Raw genomic sequence first — 17,220 nt, 5'->3', positions numbered from 1 at the left:
AGCGCATTTGTGCGGTTCTTTGCAGTACTCTTGGCCCCGGCAGCTTCCCCGGCAGAGGGAACGCCCTTCATCTTGCCCTGCGTGTAAACCATCGATCACTTGTGTGAGGTTTATATGCGCATCACTTCCGAACTCATCTGCCAGGCCGCCGACCAACTCAAAGGCTTCGTCGGTCTCAATCGCAAAACCGGCCAATACATCGTGCGTTTCAGCGAAGATTCCTTCGGCATGGACGTGGCGGATGACGGCATCATTCCTGTGAGTGAATTCGTCTGGGCGTCGGGGCCGGAGCAGGTCATGACGCTTAAGCGCGAGTTGATTCAGTTGTTGCTGGACCAGAACATCGATGACCGGATCAACATTACCGAGCCGTTGCGGGTGTACATGAATCGGCGGGAAGTACCGGAGATTTCGGCGGTGCGGAGTTTGGTGCGGGGCTGAATTTTTGTGGTGTTTTTGATGGCCCCATCGCCGGCAAGCCAGCTCCTACAGGGTTTTGCGTACGACACCTATCCCCTGTGGGAGCGAGCCTGCTCGCGATGGCGGCCTCAAAAACACCACATCAATTACTGCTTAAACCCATAGGCCCGCTCAACCCTGCACACCCGCGTACTGCACGCCGCATACCAGGTCGAGCGCCCACGCTCACGAATCGCGCTGTGCTCGGGATGATGTTTCCACGCCACAATCGCCGCCTCACTGGCCCAATAGGAAACCGTAATCCCGAGCCCGTCCTCACCCCGCGCCGACTCCACACCGAGAAACCCCGGCTGCTCACGCGCCAGTTCAACCATGCGCTCGGCAGCCTCGGCGTAACCCTGATCGCCGTCGGTGCGCAGCGAAGTAAAAATCACCGCGTAGTAGGGCGGTTCCGGTGTCTGGGCAATCATGATTTCTGCCTCACACACGCTTCGATCAATGCACTCACCAGCGGCGGCACAATTCCTTTGAGCGCGGCACGTTCAGGTTGAAACAGCGTGGCGACAAAAAACGGATGCCCGCGCAATTCCACCGCTCGCAAATCCCCCGTCGAATCGTGTCCCACCGCGGATAATTCCTGGCTTAGCAGATCCCGTTCAAACTGCGGATTCACACCATAACGGCAGCGATAGCCTTCACGAATCTCCGGGTTTTCGTACGCCTTGGCGATCAACGAACCTTCAACCAGATGAATGCTGTCGATGGCCTCCACTAGCGAGCAAGTCAGCGGTGTGAGCAACGCTCGCGTGGCATCGGGTGATGTCTCGCCGTGCTCGGCATCTCCCCATCCCAGAACGTTGCGGGCGTATTCGAGTACCGCGTGCTGAAAACCGCCACACGTCCCGAGGAAAGGTCGCTGTTGTTCGCGGGCAAAGCGAATCGCTCGCAGCGCACCGTCTTCATCGCGGTAAGGGCTGGCGGGCACGCACCAAAAACCGTCGAAGTCTTGCAGCGACGTTTCGTCGTTGATGCCGTCGGTGGCCAGCCACTGGAACTGCACGTCCAGTCCGGCGTGTTCGGCAGCCATGCCGAGGGCGACGGGAATCGCCTGGTGGGCGGTGACTTGCGGGTCGTAATCGCCGATCAGGGCGATGCGGATGGCGCTGTTTTCCATGAGGGCTCTCGACGCTTGTTGATTCCTGGAGCCCACTATAGATTGGCGTTCACGCACTCAACATTGGCGTTATCCCAAGTGATCAATGCAGCAACGCACTATCGACTGGACTACCCCGACCTGTCCCTGATTCTCGCCCTCGTGCGCGGCGGCTCGCTGGCCCGGGCTTCGGCACTGTTGAAGGTCGACGTTTCGACCGTGTTCCGCGCCGTGCGCCGACTGGAAGCCGCGCTGGGCCAGCAACTGTTCGAAAAAAGCCGCGCCGGCTACTTGCCCACCAGTCTTGCGCAGACCTTGGCCGAACAGGCCGAGCGCGCCGAGCAAGCGCTGGAGGCTGCGCGCATCGGCGTGGAGCAGGGCGGTGAAGTCATCAGCGGCACCGTGCGCCTGACCTGCACCGATTCGGTTTTACAAGGTTTGTTGCTGCCGGCGCTGGCGCAGTTCATGCCCGGCTATCCGGCGCTGACGATCGAGCTGAGCACGTCCAACGACTTCGCCAATCTCAGCCGGCGAGATGCGGACATCGCCTTGCGCCTGACCCGGAATCCGCCGGAACACTTGGTGGGCCGATGCCTGGCGCAGGTATCGTATCGCGTCTGTGCGAGCACGGCGTATCTGAAATCGGTCGATGCCGAAGACTTGGCCGCGCTGACATGGATCGCCCCGGACGACTTCCTCCCCGATCACCCCACCGTTGCGTGGCGTCGTCAGCAATTGCCCGGCGTCACACCGGGTTATCGTTGCAACAGCATGTTGTCGGTGACTGAGCTGGTGCGAGCCGGGCTCGGTGTCGCGGCATTGCCGGACTTTCTGATCGATGACGGGCTGCAACCGTTGAGTGAGCCGTTGCACGGTTACGACACCGCGCTGTGGTTGCTGACCCGCCCGGACTGTCGCGCCTTGCGTTCGGTGGTGACGTTGTTCGATGAGTTGGGGCGGGCGTTGAAATTGCTGTAATGCTTGTAGGCGCTTGATTCAGAGCTGGTAGCAGGCGAGGAACATGTCCAGCGCAGAGTCCACGACGGTGGCCTGCATTTCAGACGACAGGCCCGGTAGCCCCATGGAAATCTGCGGCCAGAATGCAAAGGATTTGAGCATCCCCTGAATCTGTTGAGCGGCAAACTCCGGGTCGACTGGCTTCAATCGCCCATCGGCCTGAGCGGCGCGAATCCACACGGTCAGGCCTTCTTCGCGCTTGCCCATTCTCTCGACCATGTTCTGCGCGCGCTCGGGGGAGTGGATGGTGGCCGCGATGGCGACCCGCGCCAGGTCGAGAAAATTGTCATCGCCCAGCATCTGCAATTTTGCCATCAGCATGCGGCGCATCTGCTCGCGCAGCGGCAAGTCAGGGCGGTAGGCTGTTTCCTGTTCGGCCGTCACCCTGGCCCATAATTGATTGAGGATTTCGGCGAACAACTCTTCCTTGCTTGGGAAGTGGTTGTACACCGTGCGCTTCGACACGCCAGCGGTGGCGGCGATCTTGTCCATGCTGGTGATGTCGAAACCGTTGGCCCGGAATTCGGCAATCGCCGCTTGAATGATCGCTTCGCGTTTTCGGTCGGTCAGGCGCTGTGGAGCTGTCATAAGTACGCTTCGGCAGAAGAAATTAAGAATTACACTTGGCAGTTTACTTGTGATCAGCTTTGATGCAACCTAGAAACTACACTGTGCAGTGTAATGTTTCGTTAATCCTGCGCAGCCAAAAATAGAGTGCTCGGCTGATGCGTGCGTGCCTTGGCCATTTATCGTCCCACCGTAGAAACTGCACCTCGTGCGGTTTCCTGGAGTCATTCAGTCATGGCCAATTCCACTAACGTTTCTGCACCTGAAGCGTCCCGTCAGGCCCAAGGGAACTTCCGCAACCATGCCCCTGTGCAACGAGAAGGCTTGCACAAAATGGTGCGCATCATGTGGAACATGATCTTCCACAAACCGCGCAACACCCGCCCGACGGCGGCCGTTCCGGTGCAACGCCTGACCCACGACGCGTTGATCGCCGCGCCCAACCACAGCGTCTATCGCCTTGGTCATTCCACGGTACTGCTGAAACTGCGGGACAAATTCTGGATCACCGACCCGGTCTTCGCCGAACGCGCTTCGCCGGTGCAATGGGCCGGCCCGAAACGCTTCCACCAACCACCGATCAGCCTCGAAGAACTACCGCCGATTGAAGCGGTAATCCTGTCCCACGATCACTACGATCACCTCGATTATCAGGCCGTGCTCAAACTGGCGGACAAAACCAAATACTTCCTCACGCCGCTGGGCGTCGGCGACACCCTGATCAAGTGGGGCATCGACGCCAGCAAAGTGCGCCAACTCGACTGGTGGCAAGGCACCGAGGTCGACGGCATCCAATTCGTCGCCACCCCGTCGCAACACTTTTCCGGCCGTGGGCTGTTCGATGGAAACAGCACGCTGTGGGCCTCGTGGGTGATGATCGACGCCGACACACGAATCTTCTTCAGCGGCGACAGCGGCTACTTCGACGGCTTCAAACGCATCGGCGAACAGTTCGGCCCGTTCGACCTGACACTGATGGAAACCGGCGCCTACAACGTCGAGTGGCCGTATGTGCACATGCAACCCGAAGAAACCCTGCAAGCGCACATCGACCTGAAAGGCCGCTGGTTACTGCCGATTCACAACGGCACCTTCGATCTGTCGATGCACGCCTGGTTCGAACCGTTTGACCGGATACTGGCATTGGCTTGGGAACGCAGTGTTTCGATTACGACGCCGCAGATGGGTGAGGCGTTTAATGTGATGTACCCGCAGCGGGGGAGTGCTTGGTGGTTGGGGATGGAAAACGTCAGCGATCAGGTGGAAGTCCAGAACGCATGACGTATTGAAGCCCGGCCGCTTGTGATGCAAGCGGCTCGTGCCGACACCTCATTCAACCATCGCAAAATCCGCCCGCCCCACCGAATTCGACTCAGTCCCTCTAGCACTCATCCCCCGCCCCGGCGCAAACCCCGGGAAGAACACCAACCCCTGCGACTCAAACCGATACGCCAACGCCAGTCGATCAGCATCCGGCACCTCACGCCTGGCCTCAAATCGCTCAATCACATCAACCAAAACGCCAGACTCCCGAGACAGCCCATCAACGCTCCAACCCAACATCGCCCGGGCCTGGGCGCAATGGGTGGGGGTGAATTGGAAGAGGGCGATACGTTCCAGGGTGATTTTCATCGCATAAGAGGCCATGGTGTTCTCCGGGCTCGAGAGTGCTGATTCAAAATGTACTGTGTTTTTGTACAGTTGTTTTGCGCCCGGATCAAACTCATTTTTTGAATTCTGCTATTTCGCCCCTGCCAACCAGACGGACGGCGCCTGACCTAACACACGACGAAACATCGTCGAAAACGCCGCCGGGCTGTCATAACCGAAATCCAGCGCAATCCGCGTCACCGGCTCACCCACCGCCAATCGCGCCAGGGCCAGCACCACGCATGCGCGCTGGCGCCACTGGCTGAAACTCAGGCCGGTCTGCTGGCGGAACAGCCGATTGAACGTGCGCAGACTGACGTGCATCTGATCCGCCCATTGCTGCGGCGATTGATGAACATCAGGCCGCTGCAAAAAGCCTTGGCACAACCCAAGCAGCCGCGCATCGACCGGCAGCGGAATGTGTAACGGCAGGTGAGCACTGCGAGCCAGCTCATGCAGCAGCAACTCGATCAACGCGCCATCGCGCCCGGTCTCGTCGTACGCCAGCGGAACCTCCACCGCCTCCATCAGCAAATGCCGCATCAACGGCGAAACACTGATCACCTGACAACGCTCGCCCAAGTCCACAGCACCCGGCTCGATGTACAAGCTGCGAGTGCTCACCCCCAGCATCAACACCTCATGCGCCACCCCCGCCGGAATCCACACCGCCCGCTGCGGCGGCACCACCCAGTTGCCGTCATGCGTACCGACCTGCATCACCCCGGTGGCGCCGTACAACAACTGCGCCCGTCGGTGTGTATGACTAGGCAGCACATGACCGTAGGAATAATCCGTACCGATCGCCACCACCGACCGTGGCGTGTCATCCAGCAAATTAATCGAAACATTGCGCATCAAGCGGCTTCCAGCAGTTGGCGTAAACACAAACATTATTGGCTGACTTGCTGAAGCAGGCCAAGCCACATCGCTCTATCGTCGACCACTCCCAACCAACGGACGACGCGCAATGTTCTACCTCCTGCTGACACTCTTCGGCTGCATGACCGGCATCACCGCCGTGCTGTTCGGCTTCGGCGGCGGCTTCGTCGTCGTGCCATTGCTGTACCGCATGCTCATGGCCAGCCACGGTGCAGACGACCCCATCGGCCAATCGGCGATGCACATCGCCGTCGCCACCTCGACCTGCGTGATGATCGTCAACGCCCTGGTCGCCACCGGAAAACATCACCGCGCCGGTAATCTGATTCGCCATTACCTGTGGCCGTTGGGCGGGTTCATCGGGTTGGGTGCGGTGGGCGGAGCGGTGGCGGCGATGTGGGTGAGTGGCGAGGTAATTCGGTATGCGTTCATTGCCTACCTGGGCGTGACCATTGTGGATTGCCTGTTCAGACGCGGTTTTCTTACACACGCAGATAACGGAATCCCACGGCGATTGGGGAGGGCAGAAGTGTCCGGAGGCGGTGTAGGAATCGGCGCCATCGCCACGTTTCTCGGCGTAGGCGGCAGTGTCATGACCGTGCCACTGTTGCGGCGATGCGGGTTGAGCATGAGTCAGGCAACGTCGATGGCCAATCCGCTAAGCCTGCCCGTGGCGTTGGCCGGGACGGTGACTTACATGGCGATGGCGGGGTTTAGCGATTTTGATTTGGGAGCGTGGTTTGTCGGTTATGTAGATCTGCTGGCGTTTGCGGTTTTGACGATGGGGTCGTTGGTGGGGATTCGATTGGCTACGCCGTGGATTGGGCGGATTCCGGATCGGATACATGCGCGGGTGTACATCGGTTTGCTGGTCGTGGTGATGCTCAGCATGTGCCTGAATTGAACTCCGTCACTTCGCCTCCAACCCCGGCGCCTCACGAATAATGAAGTGATCCAGGTTCTCGATATTCGCACTGAACACCCCGAACGTCTGCTCGGGGTTTTTCTTGCTCGGCACCTGCTTCAACTCCGGCGTCACGCCATAAAAGAAGCAATACAACTGCGCTTCACTGTCGATGGCGTGCTTGATCTCTTCCAGAAACGCTTTGCGCTTGCGGTAGTTCTCGATCAACTTCTTGCTCAGGTAAACGTTGACCGAATAAGGCTTCTTCTTCGCCTCATCCGCTTGCTTGAACCAGACCTTCTGCTCGAAATCGATGCGAAAGCTCTGCGTGTAATCCTTGATCTCCTTGATCTTGCCCCAGTAAATCAGCCCCTTGTTGTCCGTCAGGTATTCGATCTTCTTGAAGAACGACCCATAAGGCGCCGTGTGCTCGCCAATCTTCAGCGGCACGCGCTTGAGCAGCTCCTTGTCCTCGAAGTTCGACACAAAACACTCCACCGGGTGAGCGAAGACGCTGGTCTTGTCCGGCGCTGATTCGTGGCTCGGGTGCTCGGTATCGCTGGGCGGTGTAAGAGGTTTCGGATCGTCCCGCGTTACATCCGCCGCCACCGCCGGGTTCGACGGCTTACGCACATACTGACGCCGAGTCAGCAACAACTCCGACGGGAAATGTTCCTCGCGACTGTCATCCGTTTCCGCACCGTCCGCGTCCACACCCGACGCCGGCGCCTTGAGACTGACATAGGGACAATCCGCCACATGCCGGGTGCTGGGCGTGTTCTTGAAGTGCGGGGTGCGAACGTAATTCACATTTTTGGCGTTGAACGTTGTCAGCACGTTTGCCGCATCGAACGCCGCCCTGCATGCATCATTGGGGCATTGGAAGTGTTCCTTCGCGGAATCGAAATCCATGGTCTCGTCGAAATTCAGATCGCGCACGTCATAGATCGACAACTTGTCGTCGAGGCTGAGGCAGTAGGCGAGATCGAATTTCATGGTGGGCTCGGGTCCTTGAGTGGGGAAGGGTATTAATAGCGGGAGGCGAGGCGGGTTGCACCCACTCTTTTAAAGCACCACAAAATCAACAGCAACACACCGTCCCTGTAGGAGCGAAGCTTGCTCGCGAAAATCCCAAGAACACCACGGGACGTCTGGTTATACGCGATACCGTTCACGACCATCGCGAGCAAGCTCGCTCCTACAATGCTTGGGCTTGATCAGTTGAATGAGCAGGTGGCTTGGATGCTAAGAGCAAGGTCGAGACAGAGAGGTTTGAGGCGTCATTTTTGACGTCGAATAACCTCGACACCTCGCCTATCGAAAATCTCCGACTTCAGCTAGCTTGGCTAACTCAGTGGAGGTGCCAAATTGGTTTCCCACTCATATATTCAAGCGTTGCAGCTAAGTTGAAATAGGTAGGCTGCGTCATACACTTTTTTTTCCAGCAAAGCCTCCAAGGCTCCAAGCTGCTCGTCCGTAAGGTCGTATCCTTCCCATCCTTGCTGCTCAGCAGTCCAACCCATAATGTCTTTAATTTCCTGATCGCACCCAGCCGGTAGCTCCACTTCGAATGCCAGCAGTTCGTTATGTTTGTGAAAGGCTTCGATTACATAAATCATGGTTCCACACTCCTGGAGCTGTCTGCAGGTTTGGTTTGCTTACCGGTAGTCGGATCATATTCTCCGAGATGGCGGCCGCGTTTGTCGTACATCTCCACAGTGCCGTGCTGCGAGTCCCATTCAAAAATTGTCCCTTTTGAAGTTTTCCATCGTTTTCGAAGGCCACCGCCGCCTTTTAGCGGGGTCTTACGTTTCGCTCTCGTTGCATCGGGAAAGGCAATTAGCCCCTTCGGTGCGGGATGGTAATTGTGGTCAGCAACACTCACCACAACATAAACCGGCCTTACCCCCGAATCCGCCGGGAACACCAGAATGAAATCCTTGTACTCTGGCGGATAAACCGGGTTCACGATGATGCTGTCAGCCGCTTTCGTTGGCGGGTAAACCCAGATATGCGGCGCTTGCGGGGCAGCCTCCAGCGCCGGAGTGCCCAGGATGTCGGAGCCATCTACGGCCGGCGTCCAGATCAGTTCAATGCCGTCACCCAGGTCAGCCACCTGCTGGCTGCCACGCAGTGTGAACTGCACGACATCAACCATTTCCCAATCGCGATTTTTGCCGGTGTAAAAACCATATCCCTTGAGGCTGCCGTCAGTCTGTTGCTCGACCCGCAGGCGAACGCGGGTACGGGCCTGTTTGAGCGCACGGAGTTGGTCGTCGGTGTAAAGCGAGCTGTCGCCCGGACTCGATGGTGTGAACAGCGCAACAAGGCCAACCAGCGTTGCTGTTACGGCGCTCGCTGCGGCCACGGGAGCAGCGGCGAATGCCGAGCCGGCCAAGGCGAGGGAGCCCAGCCCAGCGGGAATCGCAGTGCCACTGATATTCTTCAGTGGCACTGCGCCTGATTCATCCGCTTCGCGAGCACCCAGCAGAATCAGGTCACCGTAGTCTTTCAGGCTATCGGTCGGCACCATCCCTGAGGGATTTGAGTAATCGATGATGGCGTCCGGCAGCTTGCAGGACTTGGCGAAGACACATCCAGCTTGAGTGGGTCTTTGCTTTTCCGCGATGACCTGACGGCTGCGTTCGAAGGCGTCTTGCCTGGCCAGCATGGCCTCATAGGCTTTTTGTCTGGCGTCCCGCTCGGCCAACTCGGTGGCAGTCATGTAGCGGTAGGTGACGTGATGCCCATCACCGGAGGGTGGATTCTTAATCCGCGGAATGTCCTTGTTGCCAGCCACTGATCATCCTTTCGTTCATCCATCGGCAGTCCCGGAAAAGGGGCTGTGCGACGTTAACGAACGTGGCTAATCGTGGCTGTAGGACGGATCCTGAATGACTCTAAGCGTTTTCTCTTTTTATCGGGATTGCAGCGCAACCCTTAGGACTCGGGGCCTTCGTGCGCGTAGGTTTTCCAGGCCCAATCACTCAAACTTCAACCGCTTCACTTTCTGAAACAGTGAAGCAGTGAACTTATCCCGGTCACTCGAATGGTGAAAACGTCGATGACAACTCGGACACAGCGCCACCGTGCTGCTTGCACCGGGAGCAGACCCTGAAGCAAATTCCTTTGTGGGGGCGAGCTTGCTCGCGAAGGCGTCATTAAATACACCACCAAAAAAATCCGCTGCCTGAAACTCAAGCAGCGGATTTTTTACGGCAATGAACAATCAAAATCCTCGCAACACTCGTGACGCCTTACGCCACCACGAACCGCGCTGATTGAACGGATCATCCGCCAACACACAAGGCATATCCCGCAACCGAATCCACGGTTCATCCTGCCAGTGCAACATGCAGAGCGACATCTTTGGCCAGTCCAGAACACTCAACGTTGGGCGTTCAACTGAACGCGATGGACGCGCATCACGTAGCGCCGGAACAACCTGGTGAGTCAGCCATTCCCTCAGGAGTCGGTACTCCGGGCAATAGTGATAAACCAGCAACGCATATACGCCGGACTCGCTGATCATCAGTCGTTCTTCAGCAATACCTTGAGCCTCCACGAGCATCATTCGCCGCTGATCCGCATCCAGCTTGCGTGACATGCGTTCGTCGAGATGTTTGCCCATCAATCGACCCAGGTCGTGAGCACAGAACCACGCCTGGTTCTCCACGAGTAGGGCACGAAGACAGGTGCCGTGACGAAGGAAGAGGGTTGAAACGAGCGGTTCAGACATGGCGAACCTCCTGAAACGGAAGCGCGCGATTGGACACACGGATACGGTAAGTCACCTTCATCGTGAAGGTCGGAATGTCAGGCATTTCCTTTACCTCTGGCTGCTTTCTTAGGGCATTCGTTATGGGTGTCGGGAGCTAAGAAACCCACCAGAGACGGGCCGGACATATTCCCCTTTCGGGTCTTGTATTCGCCCACTCCCGACATAACGGGGATTTTCTCGCAAGCGTAGAGAAACCGCAGACGAAAAAAAGCCGCATGACTGTCGGGTGCGGAGGACCGCTCTGGTTTGTAGAGTTTCTTAGGCTCGGAGCCGAGGGTAGGAGGATCAGATGGCTCCGTCAACCCACAGTTCGTTTCATAAATTTCTGAACACAAGGATCGCTGGACAACGACGAAGAGTGAATTAGACTGGCTGTATATACAGTATTTTGCATTTGCAAATTTCTATCCCTAGCCCTGTCGTGTGTCATCAACCCAAATGTTTGGGAACCCAGGAAATTTCATTTACTTTGAAGTATCAAGGGCTAGAATGGTGACCATTCGTCACAGCTTTGACCCAGAGGATCTCGGGCTCATGAATCTTTTTGAAACACCATCTTTTGAATCCTTGAGTGAAATGAGTTCGCGCTCCCATGACGCAGACACCCATCCAGCCACTGATCTCGCACTGCTTCATCAGCTGCTGGAAATCTATGATCAAGGTCAGCTTGCTGAGATTCTCAACGATGTCAGTCCTACTCACTGGTGTCGTGAAACCATAAATCGTTGGGTCAAAGGCAAGGCTTCACCAAAGCTTTCCCATATCGAATTCACTCGCTTGGAAGCTCTTCTGCCCAAGCGTTTGAACCATAAACCTTCGTTTACCTTTATTGATCTTTTTGCCGGTATCGGGGGCATCAGAAAAGGTTTTGAAGCCATCGGTGGCGAATGCCTGTTCACGTCTGAGTGGAATAAATACGCAGTCAAAACCTACAAGGCGAACCATTTTTGCGATCCGGTCCGGCATCGCTTCAATCTGGATATTCGCTCCGTCACTCTTTCGGACAAGTCCGAGGTGAGTGACGAGGATGCGTATAAGAATATTGATCTTGAGATCCCTGATCACGATGTCCTGTTGGCAGGTTTTCCATGTCAGCCATTCTCCCTTGCTGGTGTTTCCAAGAAAAACTCCTTGGGACGCAAACACGGCTTCGAATGTGAAACCCAAGGCACTTTGTTTTTTGATGTGGCCCGGATTATCGCTGCAAAGAGGCCTGCTGCCTTCTTGCTTGAAAACGTGAAAAACCTGAAAAGTCACGATAAGGGCAATACCTTCCGGATCATTTGCGAAGCTCTCGATGAGCTGGGCTACGAGGTTGCAGACGTCAATGCGCCGAAGGGTTCAGATCCCAAGGTCATCGATGCCAAGCACTTCGTGCCCCAGCACCGTGAACGAATCGTGCTGGTAGGTTTCCGTCGTGATCTGAATGTTCACCAGGGCTTCACGCTGCGCGACATCAGCAAACTGATACCCAAGCAGCGACCTAGCTTTGGTGATTTGCTTGATAAAGAAGTTGATAGCAAGTACATCCTCACACCAAAGCTTTGGGATTATCTCTACCGTTACGCCGAGAAGCATCGCGAGAAGGGCAATGGCTTTGGTTTCGGTCTGACCCGCCCAAACGATGTCGCCCGTACGCTCTCAGCGAGATATCACAAGGATGGTTCGGAAATTCTGGTTGACCGCGGGTTTGTGGACAGCTTGGACTTCAACAGTGAGCTGAACCAGCTCAATCGTCCGCGTCGGCTTACTCCGCATGAGTGCTCGCGCTTGATGGGGTTCGACAAGCCGGGGGAAAGCAAATTTGTTATTCCCGTATCCGATACCCAAGCATACCGTCAGTTTGGTAACTCCGTTGCCGTTCCGGTTTTTGAGGCTGTGGCACGGTTGATGAAAGATCGAATTTTGGCCGCCAAAGGCAAGAGTGTTGATGTTGAACAGCCACAGCTAGAAATTGCCCTTGCCAATTAACCTTTCCCTGGTGATATTTAGCCACTACTAAGACATCGAAGCGGCAATGCTACTTCGATGTAGGCTAGATCCAGGAGGGGTTAGGTGCTAAAAAATAATGAATCACCTTTGGAGTACGTTTCCAAAGTGATGCGCCGCCATGGAGCGAAGCGTGTTGTTTTTAAGTTGTTAGCAAATAACGACAACTCTAAGCAGCAAATTTATTTTGGAAGTGACTTCGATGTTTTACGCCTTATTCCTCATGGAGATCTGGTGGGCGAGCCTACCAAAGATAAAGGTGTAATGTTTAAGGCGCAGTTAAAGCTAAGTTGGATAGATATTCACGATTGCGTTCCTCCCACTCCCGCTTTGGGGGCGCAGCTCATACTTTATCCTCGTTATCCGGAAGTTAGATTGTCCGGATTTATTCGAGGGTCATCATTGTCTCCTGCAAAATTGATGAGACCTCCTACACCAGAGGAAAGACTTGCTCGAGAGCATATGCAGCGGTGCCTAGTATTGGGTATTTGCGAGAATGATACGGTACTCGCTTATTCAGGAGAATGGGAGGGTGAATTATCAAAGGATGCTAGAGCAAGGATAAATAAAGGAAACGTATCAAACGTTGCTTCGGTATTTTATGAGTTGGAACAACCCATAGTAAATGGCCGTATTTTGCTATTGCAGCGGCTGGCTGAAATTTATCATGGTGGTCCCGTCCGCTCTAGCCGTTTAAGTGCCGAAGGGAAGCTGATGGACTACCACGCTAAAAATGGCGCGGGCTATACTTTGGAGGGATTGTTCGGGATTATCCCGAATGGCCGTTCAGAGCCTGACTTTCAAGGTTGGGAGCTAAAGTCACACAGTACTGGCGCTGTAACCTTGATGACTCCTGAACCCGACTCGGGGACGTACCTTTCTAGTTTAGGTCAGTTTCTTTCCGAGTATGGTGTTTGTGGTGAGTTTAGACGTGATTTCACCGGGAGGCATCTGATGGATACTCTCCAGGAGCGCAGTGGGCTTACTTTGCAAATGGAAGGTTACGATCCAGATGTTAACGAAGTTACCGACCCTGAAGGTGGTCTAGTCCTGAGAGATAGAGCAGGGAATAAGGCCGCGGGATGGTCTTTTAATAAAATATTAACGCACTGGTCTAGAAAACACGCACAAACAGCCTATGTTTCGTACTCCGTTGAAGAGCGGGATGTTAGGTTTTTTAGATATGGCCCGGAAGTTCATCTGTGCGAAGGCGCTGGTTTGAATTCTTTTCTTCGAGCAATGCACTCTAATGTAATCTATCACGATCCTGGAATTAATATGAAGCTTCTGGAAGGCAGGTGGGTTTCCAAGAAGCGTAATCAATTTAGAGTGGCGTGGAAAAATGTTGGGCTTTTATATGAAAAGAGTGAGCGAATTTTATTAACGGATTTCTAGCGAGGGTTCGTGAATGCCAGATGTAGTTGATCCTCCGACAAGGTCACGAATGATGTCGGGTATTCGAGGGAAAGACACAAAGCCAGAACTAATCATTCGGCGCTATCTGCATTCATGTGGCTTTCGTTTCAGGCTACATCGAAAGGATCTACCTGGGCAGCCTGATTTGATTTTGCCAAAGTATAAAACCGCTATTTTTGTTCATGGTTGTTTTTGGCATAAACATGGAGGGTGTAAATATGCAGCGTCTCCTAAAAGTCGTGCTTTGTTTTGGGAGGAGAAGTTAGGTCGTAACGTAATTAGAGATCAAGAGCATTTAAGCGCCTTGGTAGCGATGGGGTGGAGGGTTGTCGTTGTTTGGGAATGTGGTCTTAAACACTCGTTTGATAAAGTGGATGAGCTCAAAAAAATGATAGTCTCTGAGAGTCGGGTTGATCTAATTTGGCCGAGTGAACCTCCTCGGCCAAAAAAGAATTAAAGTTTGCCTGCTGCTATTGAATGCTTGTTCTCAAGTCATTGAGTAACTTGAAAGTGGCAGGTGGGAGAGCTGAAGTATCTCCTTTTTCTACAAATTCCAATAACTTCTTAATTCCAGTATTGCCTAGCCGTAACTCTTCCTGCAAAACATAAAGGCTTGGCCATTTAATGTTGTATTGAGTGCGGGGTTGGCCTGAGTGTCCGCTATTTGTGCCAAATGTTTTCATTTTAGTTTGACCTATGCTAGAAGGGTCAAGGGTTGCGGCTAGCCACCTCCAACGGCTATGATTGACTATATCCTCAAGCATGCTTAATGGAGATGTGTCTTTGTTCCAGTTAGGTGATACTAGGATCAAGTGCCGCATACTTATTGAAAGGTTGGAGAGAAAGTTGATTATTTTTATGTGAGGGTATTCATCAATTCCAAAGACTTTGATCTTTTCAGAGGGGTACTTTCTTTTAAATTCTAAGCAGCATAGGTTGTTTTCTGAAGAAAGAACGACTGCGTCGAGGTCAACAATTTGTCGCCCCAATGTAGGTACGATTACGCAGTTTATGAGTCTTCGATGAATGGAGATGTTCTTTATTTCATTTTCGAATTTTTTCTTTCTCATCCATTTTTTTGCAATTTCGTACCTGTCCTCATTGAAAAAATCCTCGCCAGTGTTTTTGATTGAGTTTTGCGGAAGCTTTAATGGAAGGCTATGTAGCATTTGTAAAACGGGAGTGGGTGCGCTCCATTGACTTTTCGTAAGGCTTTGTGAGAAATATTGATTCAAGCTGTTGTTAAATGTGATTCTGTGGATGCTCACATCGCTCGGGGAAAATGCAGAAATTTTTAGCGCCAACGCTTGATCTGCTTCGTTCCAATCGTCGTCACTTTCTTGAAAGCGAAACCAATAAGCTGGGGTTTCATCTTTATTGAAACCTACGCTCCAGCCAAACGAAAATATTGCTTTGGAAGGAGGCGCTATTTGTCGTAGGTTTTGCTTTAAGGATGCTTCAAAGATGAAGGACTCAATTCTTTTAATTCCCTCAGAGGAAAGTTGATAGTTGAGTATGTCTTCAATTGAGTCGTGCGAGATGTCTTGGTTTTTAAATTTTATACAGGTCGAGCTCATGGTTGTTTGTGATGTTTGTTTAAGGGGGGGGTTGCTAAGCATGGCTTTATCGACCTCGGCTCTAGTTGGAATGTTTATCGGCCGTTTCTTGGAGGTCTTTAATGCTTGTTCGTGAGCTATATTTTTATATGTATTTGTAGCGTAGTTCTTACTATTTTGGCGTGGCGCATTTTTATTCTGCGCAAAAAAAACTGCCTCTTGAGTAGAGGCAGTTTTTATCGGCGCGGTAGGTGTGAAATTAAATCAATCCCAGCTCAAAGCCCCACCAGTCTGATACTCAATAACCCGAGTCTCAAAGAAATTCTTCTCTTTCTTCAAGTCCATAATCTCGCTCATCCAAGGGAACGGGTTAGTCGTCCCTGGATACTCTTCCTTCAAACCAATCTGCGACAAACGACGGTTAGCGATGAACTTCAGATAGTCCTCCATCATCGCCGCATTCATGCCGAGTACGCCGCGAGGCATGGTGTCACGCGCGTATTCAATCTCCAGCTGAGTCCCCTGCAGAATCATCTGCGAAGCCTCTTCCTTCATCTCGGCATCCCACAAGTGCGGGTTTTCGATTTTGATCTGGTTGATCACGTCGATGCCGAAGTTCAGGTGCATGGATTCGTCGCGCAGGATGTATTGGAACTGCTCGGCGACGCCGGTCATTTTGTTGCGGCGGCCCATGGAGAGGATCTGGGTGAAGCCGCAGTAGAAGAAGATGCCTTCCAGGACGCAGTAGTAGGCGATCAGGTTGCGCAGCAGTTCTTTGTCGGTTTCGACGGTGCCGGTTTCGAACTTCGGATCGGAGATCGAACGGGTGTATTTCAGGCCCCAGGTGGCTTTTTTCGCGACCGATGGGATCTCGTGGTACATGTTGAAGATTTCGCCTTCATCCATGGCCAGCGATTCGATGCAGTACTGGTAGGCGTGGGTGTGGATCGCTTCTTCGAACGCCTGGCGCAGGATGTACTGGCGGCATTCCGGGTTGGTGATCAGGCGGTACACGGCCAGGACCAGGTTGTTGGCAACCAGGGAGTCGGCGGTGGAGAAGAAGCCGAGGTTGCGCATGACGATGCGGCGCTCGTCGTCGGTCAGGCCTTCCGGGTCTTTCCAGAGGGCGATGTCGGCGGTCATGTTGACTTCTTGCGGCATCCAGTGGTTTGCGCAACCGTCCAGATACTTCTGCCAGGCCCAGTCGTACTTGAACGGTACGAGTTGGTTGAGGTCGGCACGGCAGTTGATCATGCGCTTTTCGTCAACGGCGACACGGGCGGAGGCGCCTTCGAGTTCGGCGAGGCCTTCGGCGATGTCGAGGTTGTCGAGGGCAGCCTTGGCGCGAGCGATGGCGGCGGAGTCGGACGCGGTTACAGCGCGAGCTTCTTGAGCGGCAACACCACCGGCGGTGTCGAGGCGGTCCATGTTGGCTTCAGTCGCGTGGCCGGCGTTGGCGCCTTTTACCACGGTCTCGCCGCTGTCTTCTTTGTCGAATTCGTCCCAGCTCAGCATGACGTGTCGTCTCCTGCGTGAGGGCCAGATGCCCGTGTGAAAACTGATTGGTTGGTTTTTCACACGACCGGTCTGGCCGCGTTTGATAGCGTTTTTTGCAGCGGTACACGCAGGCAAATAAACATAATTTTGTACGGGGTTCCGAGAGCCGCTGATGGCGCTGCAGTCGTTGACGACGTCGGCCTGGGCTTCGGACTGGCTGTCATCCCTGTAAGGGAATATTGCAGGCCCGTTTAAGGCGGCATTATAGGGAAATTTTTGCGGCCGTGGTGGGGCGAATCCGCGCATGGAGCGGTCGAGAAGCAGGGTTTTTCGGTCGGAGCGAGGGTTTACAGGGCTTTGGCTGGAGATCGCGGGTGCAGATTTTTTT

General features: G+C 54.1%; 19 protein-coding genes. 7 read left to right on the top strand and 12 right to left on the bottom strand.

The window, feature by feature from the left end; all coding sequences use genetic code 11:
* The first annotated feature begins 114 nt into the window (after window positions 1-114).
* Window positions 115-441, top strand: a complete 327-nt coding sequence (locus KGB24_RS07870) for a DUF2025 family protein (protein WP_008032544.1) — start codon at window positions 115-117, stop codon at window positions 439-441.
* 125 nt (window positions 442-566) lie between these two features.
* Here KGB24_RS07870 and KGB24_RS07865 read toward each other — a convergent pair whose 3' ends face one another.
* Both KGB24_RS07865 and KGB24_RS07860 read right to left on the bottom strand, forming a co-directional pair.
* Complete coding sequence (locus KGB24_RS07865; RefSeq protein ID WP_008034830.1) at window positions 567-890, bottom strand: antibiotic biosynthesis monooxygenase family protein; 324 nt, start codon at window positions 888-890, stop codon at window positions 567-569.
* The gene (locus KGB24_RS07860; RefSeq protein ID WP_223415565.1) at window positions 887-1,594 is read right to left on the bottom strand and encodes a CTP synthase; all 708 of its coding nucleotides are present in this window, start codon (window positions 1,592-1,594) and stop codon (window positions 887-889) included. The genes KGB24_RS07865 and KGB24_RS07860 overlap by 4 nt, the downstream gene beginning before the upstream one ends.
* A gap of 15 nt (window positions 1,595-1,609) precedes the next feature.
* On the opposite strand from KGB24_RS07860, the gene KGB24_RS07855 reads away from it, so the two are divergent.
* Window positions 1,610-2,551, top strand: coding sequence for a LysR family transcriptional regulator (locus KGB24_RS07855; protein WP_223415566.1), 942 nt, complete (start codon window positions 1,610-1,612; stop codon window positions 2,549-2,551).
* An 18-nt stretch (window positions 2,552-2,569) separates the two neighbouring features.
* Here the strand turns inward: KGB24_RS07855 and KGB24_RS07850 are convergent, their stop codons facing one another.
* On the bottom strand, window positions 2,570-3,178 hold the full coding sequence (locus tag KGB24_RS07850) for a TetR/AcrR family transcriptional regulator (RefSeq protein WP_223415567.1): 609 nt from the start codon (window positions 3,176-3,178) through the stop codon (window positions 2,570-2,572).
* A 213-nt stretch (window positions 3,179-3,391) separates the two neighbouring features.
* Between KGB24_RS07850 and KGB24_RS07845 the strand changes: the two genes are divergently transcribed.
* Complete coding sequence (locus KGB24_RS07845; RefSeq protein WP_223415568.1) at window positions 3,392-4,438, top strand: MBL fold metallo-hydrolase; 1,047 nt, start codon at window positions 3,392-3,394, stop codon at window positions 4,436-4,438.
* Window positions 4,439-4,486: 48 nt separating this feature from the next.
* Here KGB24_RS07845 and KGB24_RS07840 read toward each other — a convergent pair whose 3' ends face one another.
* The gene (locus KGB24_RS07840) at window positions 4,487-4,804 is read right to left on the bottom strand and encodes an XRE family transcriptional regulator (protein ID WP_223415569.1); all 318 of its coding nucleotides are present in this window, start codon (window positions 4,802-4,804) and stop codon (window positions 4,487-4,489) included.
* A 93-nt stretch (window positions 4,805-4,897) separates the two neighbouring features.
* Window positions 4,898-5,665, bottom strand: a complete 768-nt coding sequence (locus KGB24_RS07835) for an AraC family transcriptional regulator (RefSeq protein WP_223415570.1) — start codon at window positions 5,663-5,665, stop codon at window positions 4,898-4,900.
* Between the two features lie 112 nt (window positions 5,666-5,777).
* Here KGB24_RS07835 and KGB24_RS07830 point away from each other — a divergent pair, with 112 nt between their 5' ends.
* The gene (locus KGB24_RS07830; protein WP_223415571.1) at window positions 5,778-6,593 is read left to right on the top strand and encodes a sulfite exporter TauE/SafE family protein; all 816 of its coding nucleotides are present in this window, start codon (window positions 5,778-5,780) and stop codon (window positions 6,591-6,593) included.
* Window positions 6,594-6,599: 6 nt separating this feature from the next.
* Here the strand turns inward: KGB24_RS07830 and KGB24_RS07825 are convergent, their stop codons facing one another.
* The 5 genes from KGB24_RS07825 to KGB24_RS07805 all read right to left on the bottom strand — a co-directional run bounded on the left by KGB24_RS07825 (window position 6,600) and on the right by KGB24_RS07805 (window position 10,332).
* Window positions 6,600-7,589 (bottom strand): hypothetical protein, encoded by a 990-nt coding sequence (locus KGB24_RS07825; RefSeq protein ID WP_223415572.1) that lies wholly within the window; start codon window positions 7,587-7,589, stop codon window positions 6,600-6,602.
* Window positions 7,590-7,981: 392 nt separating this feature from the next.
* Window positions 7,982-8,212: a hypothetical protein gene (locus KGB24_RS07820; protein ID WP_223415573.1), complete on the bottom strand. Its 231-nt coding sequence runs from the start codon at window positions 8,210-8,212 to the stop codon at window positions 7,982-7,984.
* Window positions 8,209-9,393, bottom strand: coding sequence for a colicin E3/pyocin S6 family cytotoxin (locus KGB24_RS07815; protein ID WP_223415574.1), 1,185 nt, complete (start codon window positions 9,391-9,393; stop codon window positions 8,209-8,211). The genes KGB24_RS07820 and KGB24_RS07815 overlap by 4 nt, the downstream gene beginning before the upstream one ends.
* A gap of 183 nt (window positions 9,394-9,576) precedes the next feature.
* Window positions 9,577-9,822 carry a hypothetical protein gene (locus KGB24_RS29275; RefSeq protein ID WP_317846490.1) on the bottom strand — a complete coding sequence of 82 codons (246 nt, stop codon included), beginning with the start codon at window positions 9,820-9,822 and terminating at the stop codon, window positions 9,577-9,579.
* Complete coding sequence (locus KGB24_RS07805; protein ID WP_223415575.1) at window positions 9,823-10,332, bottom strand: Bro-N domain-containing protein; 510 nt, start codon at window positions 10,330-10,332, stop codon at window positions 9,823-9,825.
* A 576-nt stretch (window positions 10,333-10,908) separates the two neighbouring features.
* On the opposite strand from KGB24_RS07805, the gene dcm reads away from it, so the two are divergent.
* From dcm to KGB24_RS07790, 3 genes are all read left to right on the top strand, one after another.
* On the top strand, window positions 10,909-12,345 hold the full coding sequence (gene dcm / locus KGB24_RS07800; protein ID WP_223415576.1) for a DNA (cytosine-5-)-methyltransferase: 1,437 nt from the start codon (window positions 10,909-10,911) through the stop codon (window positions 12,343-12,345).
* 84 nt (window positions 12,346-12,429) lie between these two features.
* Window positions 12,430-13,758, top strand: coding sequence for an MvaI/BcnI family restriction endonuclease (locus KGB24_RS07795; RefSeq protein ID WP_223415577.1), 1,329 nt, complete (start codon window positions 12,430-12,432; stop codon window positions 13,756-13,758).
* 13 nt (window positions 13,759-13,771) lie between these two features.
* Window positions 13,772-14,236, top strand: a complete 465-nt coding sequence (locus tag KGB24_RS07790; protein WP_223415578.1) for a very short patch repair endonuclease — start codon at window positions 13,772-13,774, stop codon at window positions 14,234-14,236.
* A 13-nt stretch (window positions 14,237-14,249) separates the two neighbouring features.
* Here the strand turns inward: KGB24_RS07790 and KGB24_RS07785 are convergent, their stop codons facing one another.
* Window positions 14,250-15,398, bottom strand: coding sequence for a hypothetical protein (locus KGB24_RS07785; protein ID WP_223415579.1), 1,149 nt, complete (start codon window positions 15,396-15,398; stop codon window positions 14,250-14,252).
* A gap of 201 nt (window positions 15,399-15,599) precedes the next feature.
* Window positions 15,600-16,850, bottom strand: coding sequence for a ribonucleotide-diphosphate reductase subunit beta (locus KGB24_RS07780; RefSeq protein ID WP_008034875.1), 1,251 nt, complete (start codon window positions 16,848-16,850; stop codon window positions 15,600-15,602).
* Between the last annotated feature and the right edge of the window lie 370 nt (window positions 16,851-17,220).

It is taken from the genome of Pseudomonas sp. BF-RE-25, assembly GCF_019956105.1.
GTDB classification, from domain to species: Bacteria; Pseudomonadota; Gammaproteobacteria; order Pseudomonadales; family Pseudomonadaceae; genus Aquipseudomonas; species Aquipseudomonas migulae.
This window is presented reverse-complemented; position numbering and strand designations above follow the sequence as displayed.

Coding starts and splice junctions, on each gene's coding strand:
- KGB24_RS07870 (WP_008032544.1), top strand. CDS start 115: ATGCGCATCACTTCCGAACTCATCTGCCAGGCCGCCGACCAACTCAAA.
- KGB24_RS07865 (WP_008034830.1), bottom strand. CDS start 890: ATGATTGCCCAGACACCGGAACCGCCCTACTACGCGGTGATTTTTACT.
- KGB24_RS07860 (WP_223415565.1), bottom strand. CDS start 1,594: ATGGAAAACAGCGCCATCCGCATCGCCCTGATCGGCGATTACGACCCG.
- KGB24_RS07850 (WP_223415567.1), bottom strand. CDS start 3,178: ATGACAGCTCCACAGCGCCTGACCGACCGAAAACGCGAAGCGATCATT.
- KGB24_RS07845 (WP_223415568.1), top strand. CDS start 3,392: ATGGCCAATTCCACTAACGTTTCTGCACCTGAAGCGTCCCGTCAGGCC.
- KGB24_RS07840 (WP_223415569.1), bottom strand. CDS start 4,804: ATGGCCTCTTATGCGATGAAAATCACCCTGGAACGTATCGCCCTCTTC.
- KGB24_RS07835 (WP_223415570.1), bottom strand. CDS start 5,665: ATGCGCAATGTTTCGATTAATTTGCTGGATGACACGCCACGGTCGGTG.
- KGB24_RS07830 (WP_223415571.1), top strand. CDS start 5,778: ATGTTCTACCTCCTGCTGACACTCTTCGGCTGCATGACCGGCATCACC.
- KGB24_RS07825 (WP_223415572.1), bottom strand. CDS start 7,589: ATGAAATTCGATCTCGCCTACTGCCTCAGCCTCGACGACAAGTTGTCG.
- KGB24_RS07820 (WP_223415573.1), bottom strand. CDS start 8,212: ATGATTTATGTAATCGAAGCCTTTCACAAACATAACGAACTGCTGGCA.
- KGB24_RS07805 (WP_223415575.1), bottom strand. CDS start 10,332: ATGTCTGAACCGCTCGTTTCAACCCTCTTCCTTCGTCACGGCACCTGT.
- dcm (WP_223415576.1), top strand. CDS start 10,909: ATGAATCTTTTTGAAACACCATCTTTTGAATCCTTGAGTGAAATGAGT.
- KGB24_RS07790 (WP_223415578.1), top strand. CDS start 13,772: ATGCCAGATGTAGTTGATCCTCCGACAAGGTCACGAATGATGTCGGGT.
- KGB24_RS07785 (WP_223415579.1), bottom strand. CDS start 15,398: ATGCTTAGCAACCCCCCCCTTAAACAAACATCACAAACAACCATGAGC.
- KGB24_RS07780 (WP_008034875.1), bottom strand. CDS start 16,850: ATGCTGAGCTGGGACGAATTCGACAAAGAAGACAGCGGCGAGACCGTG.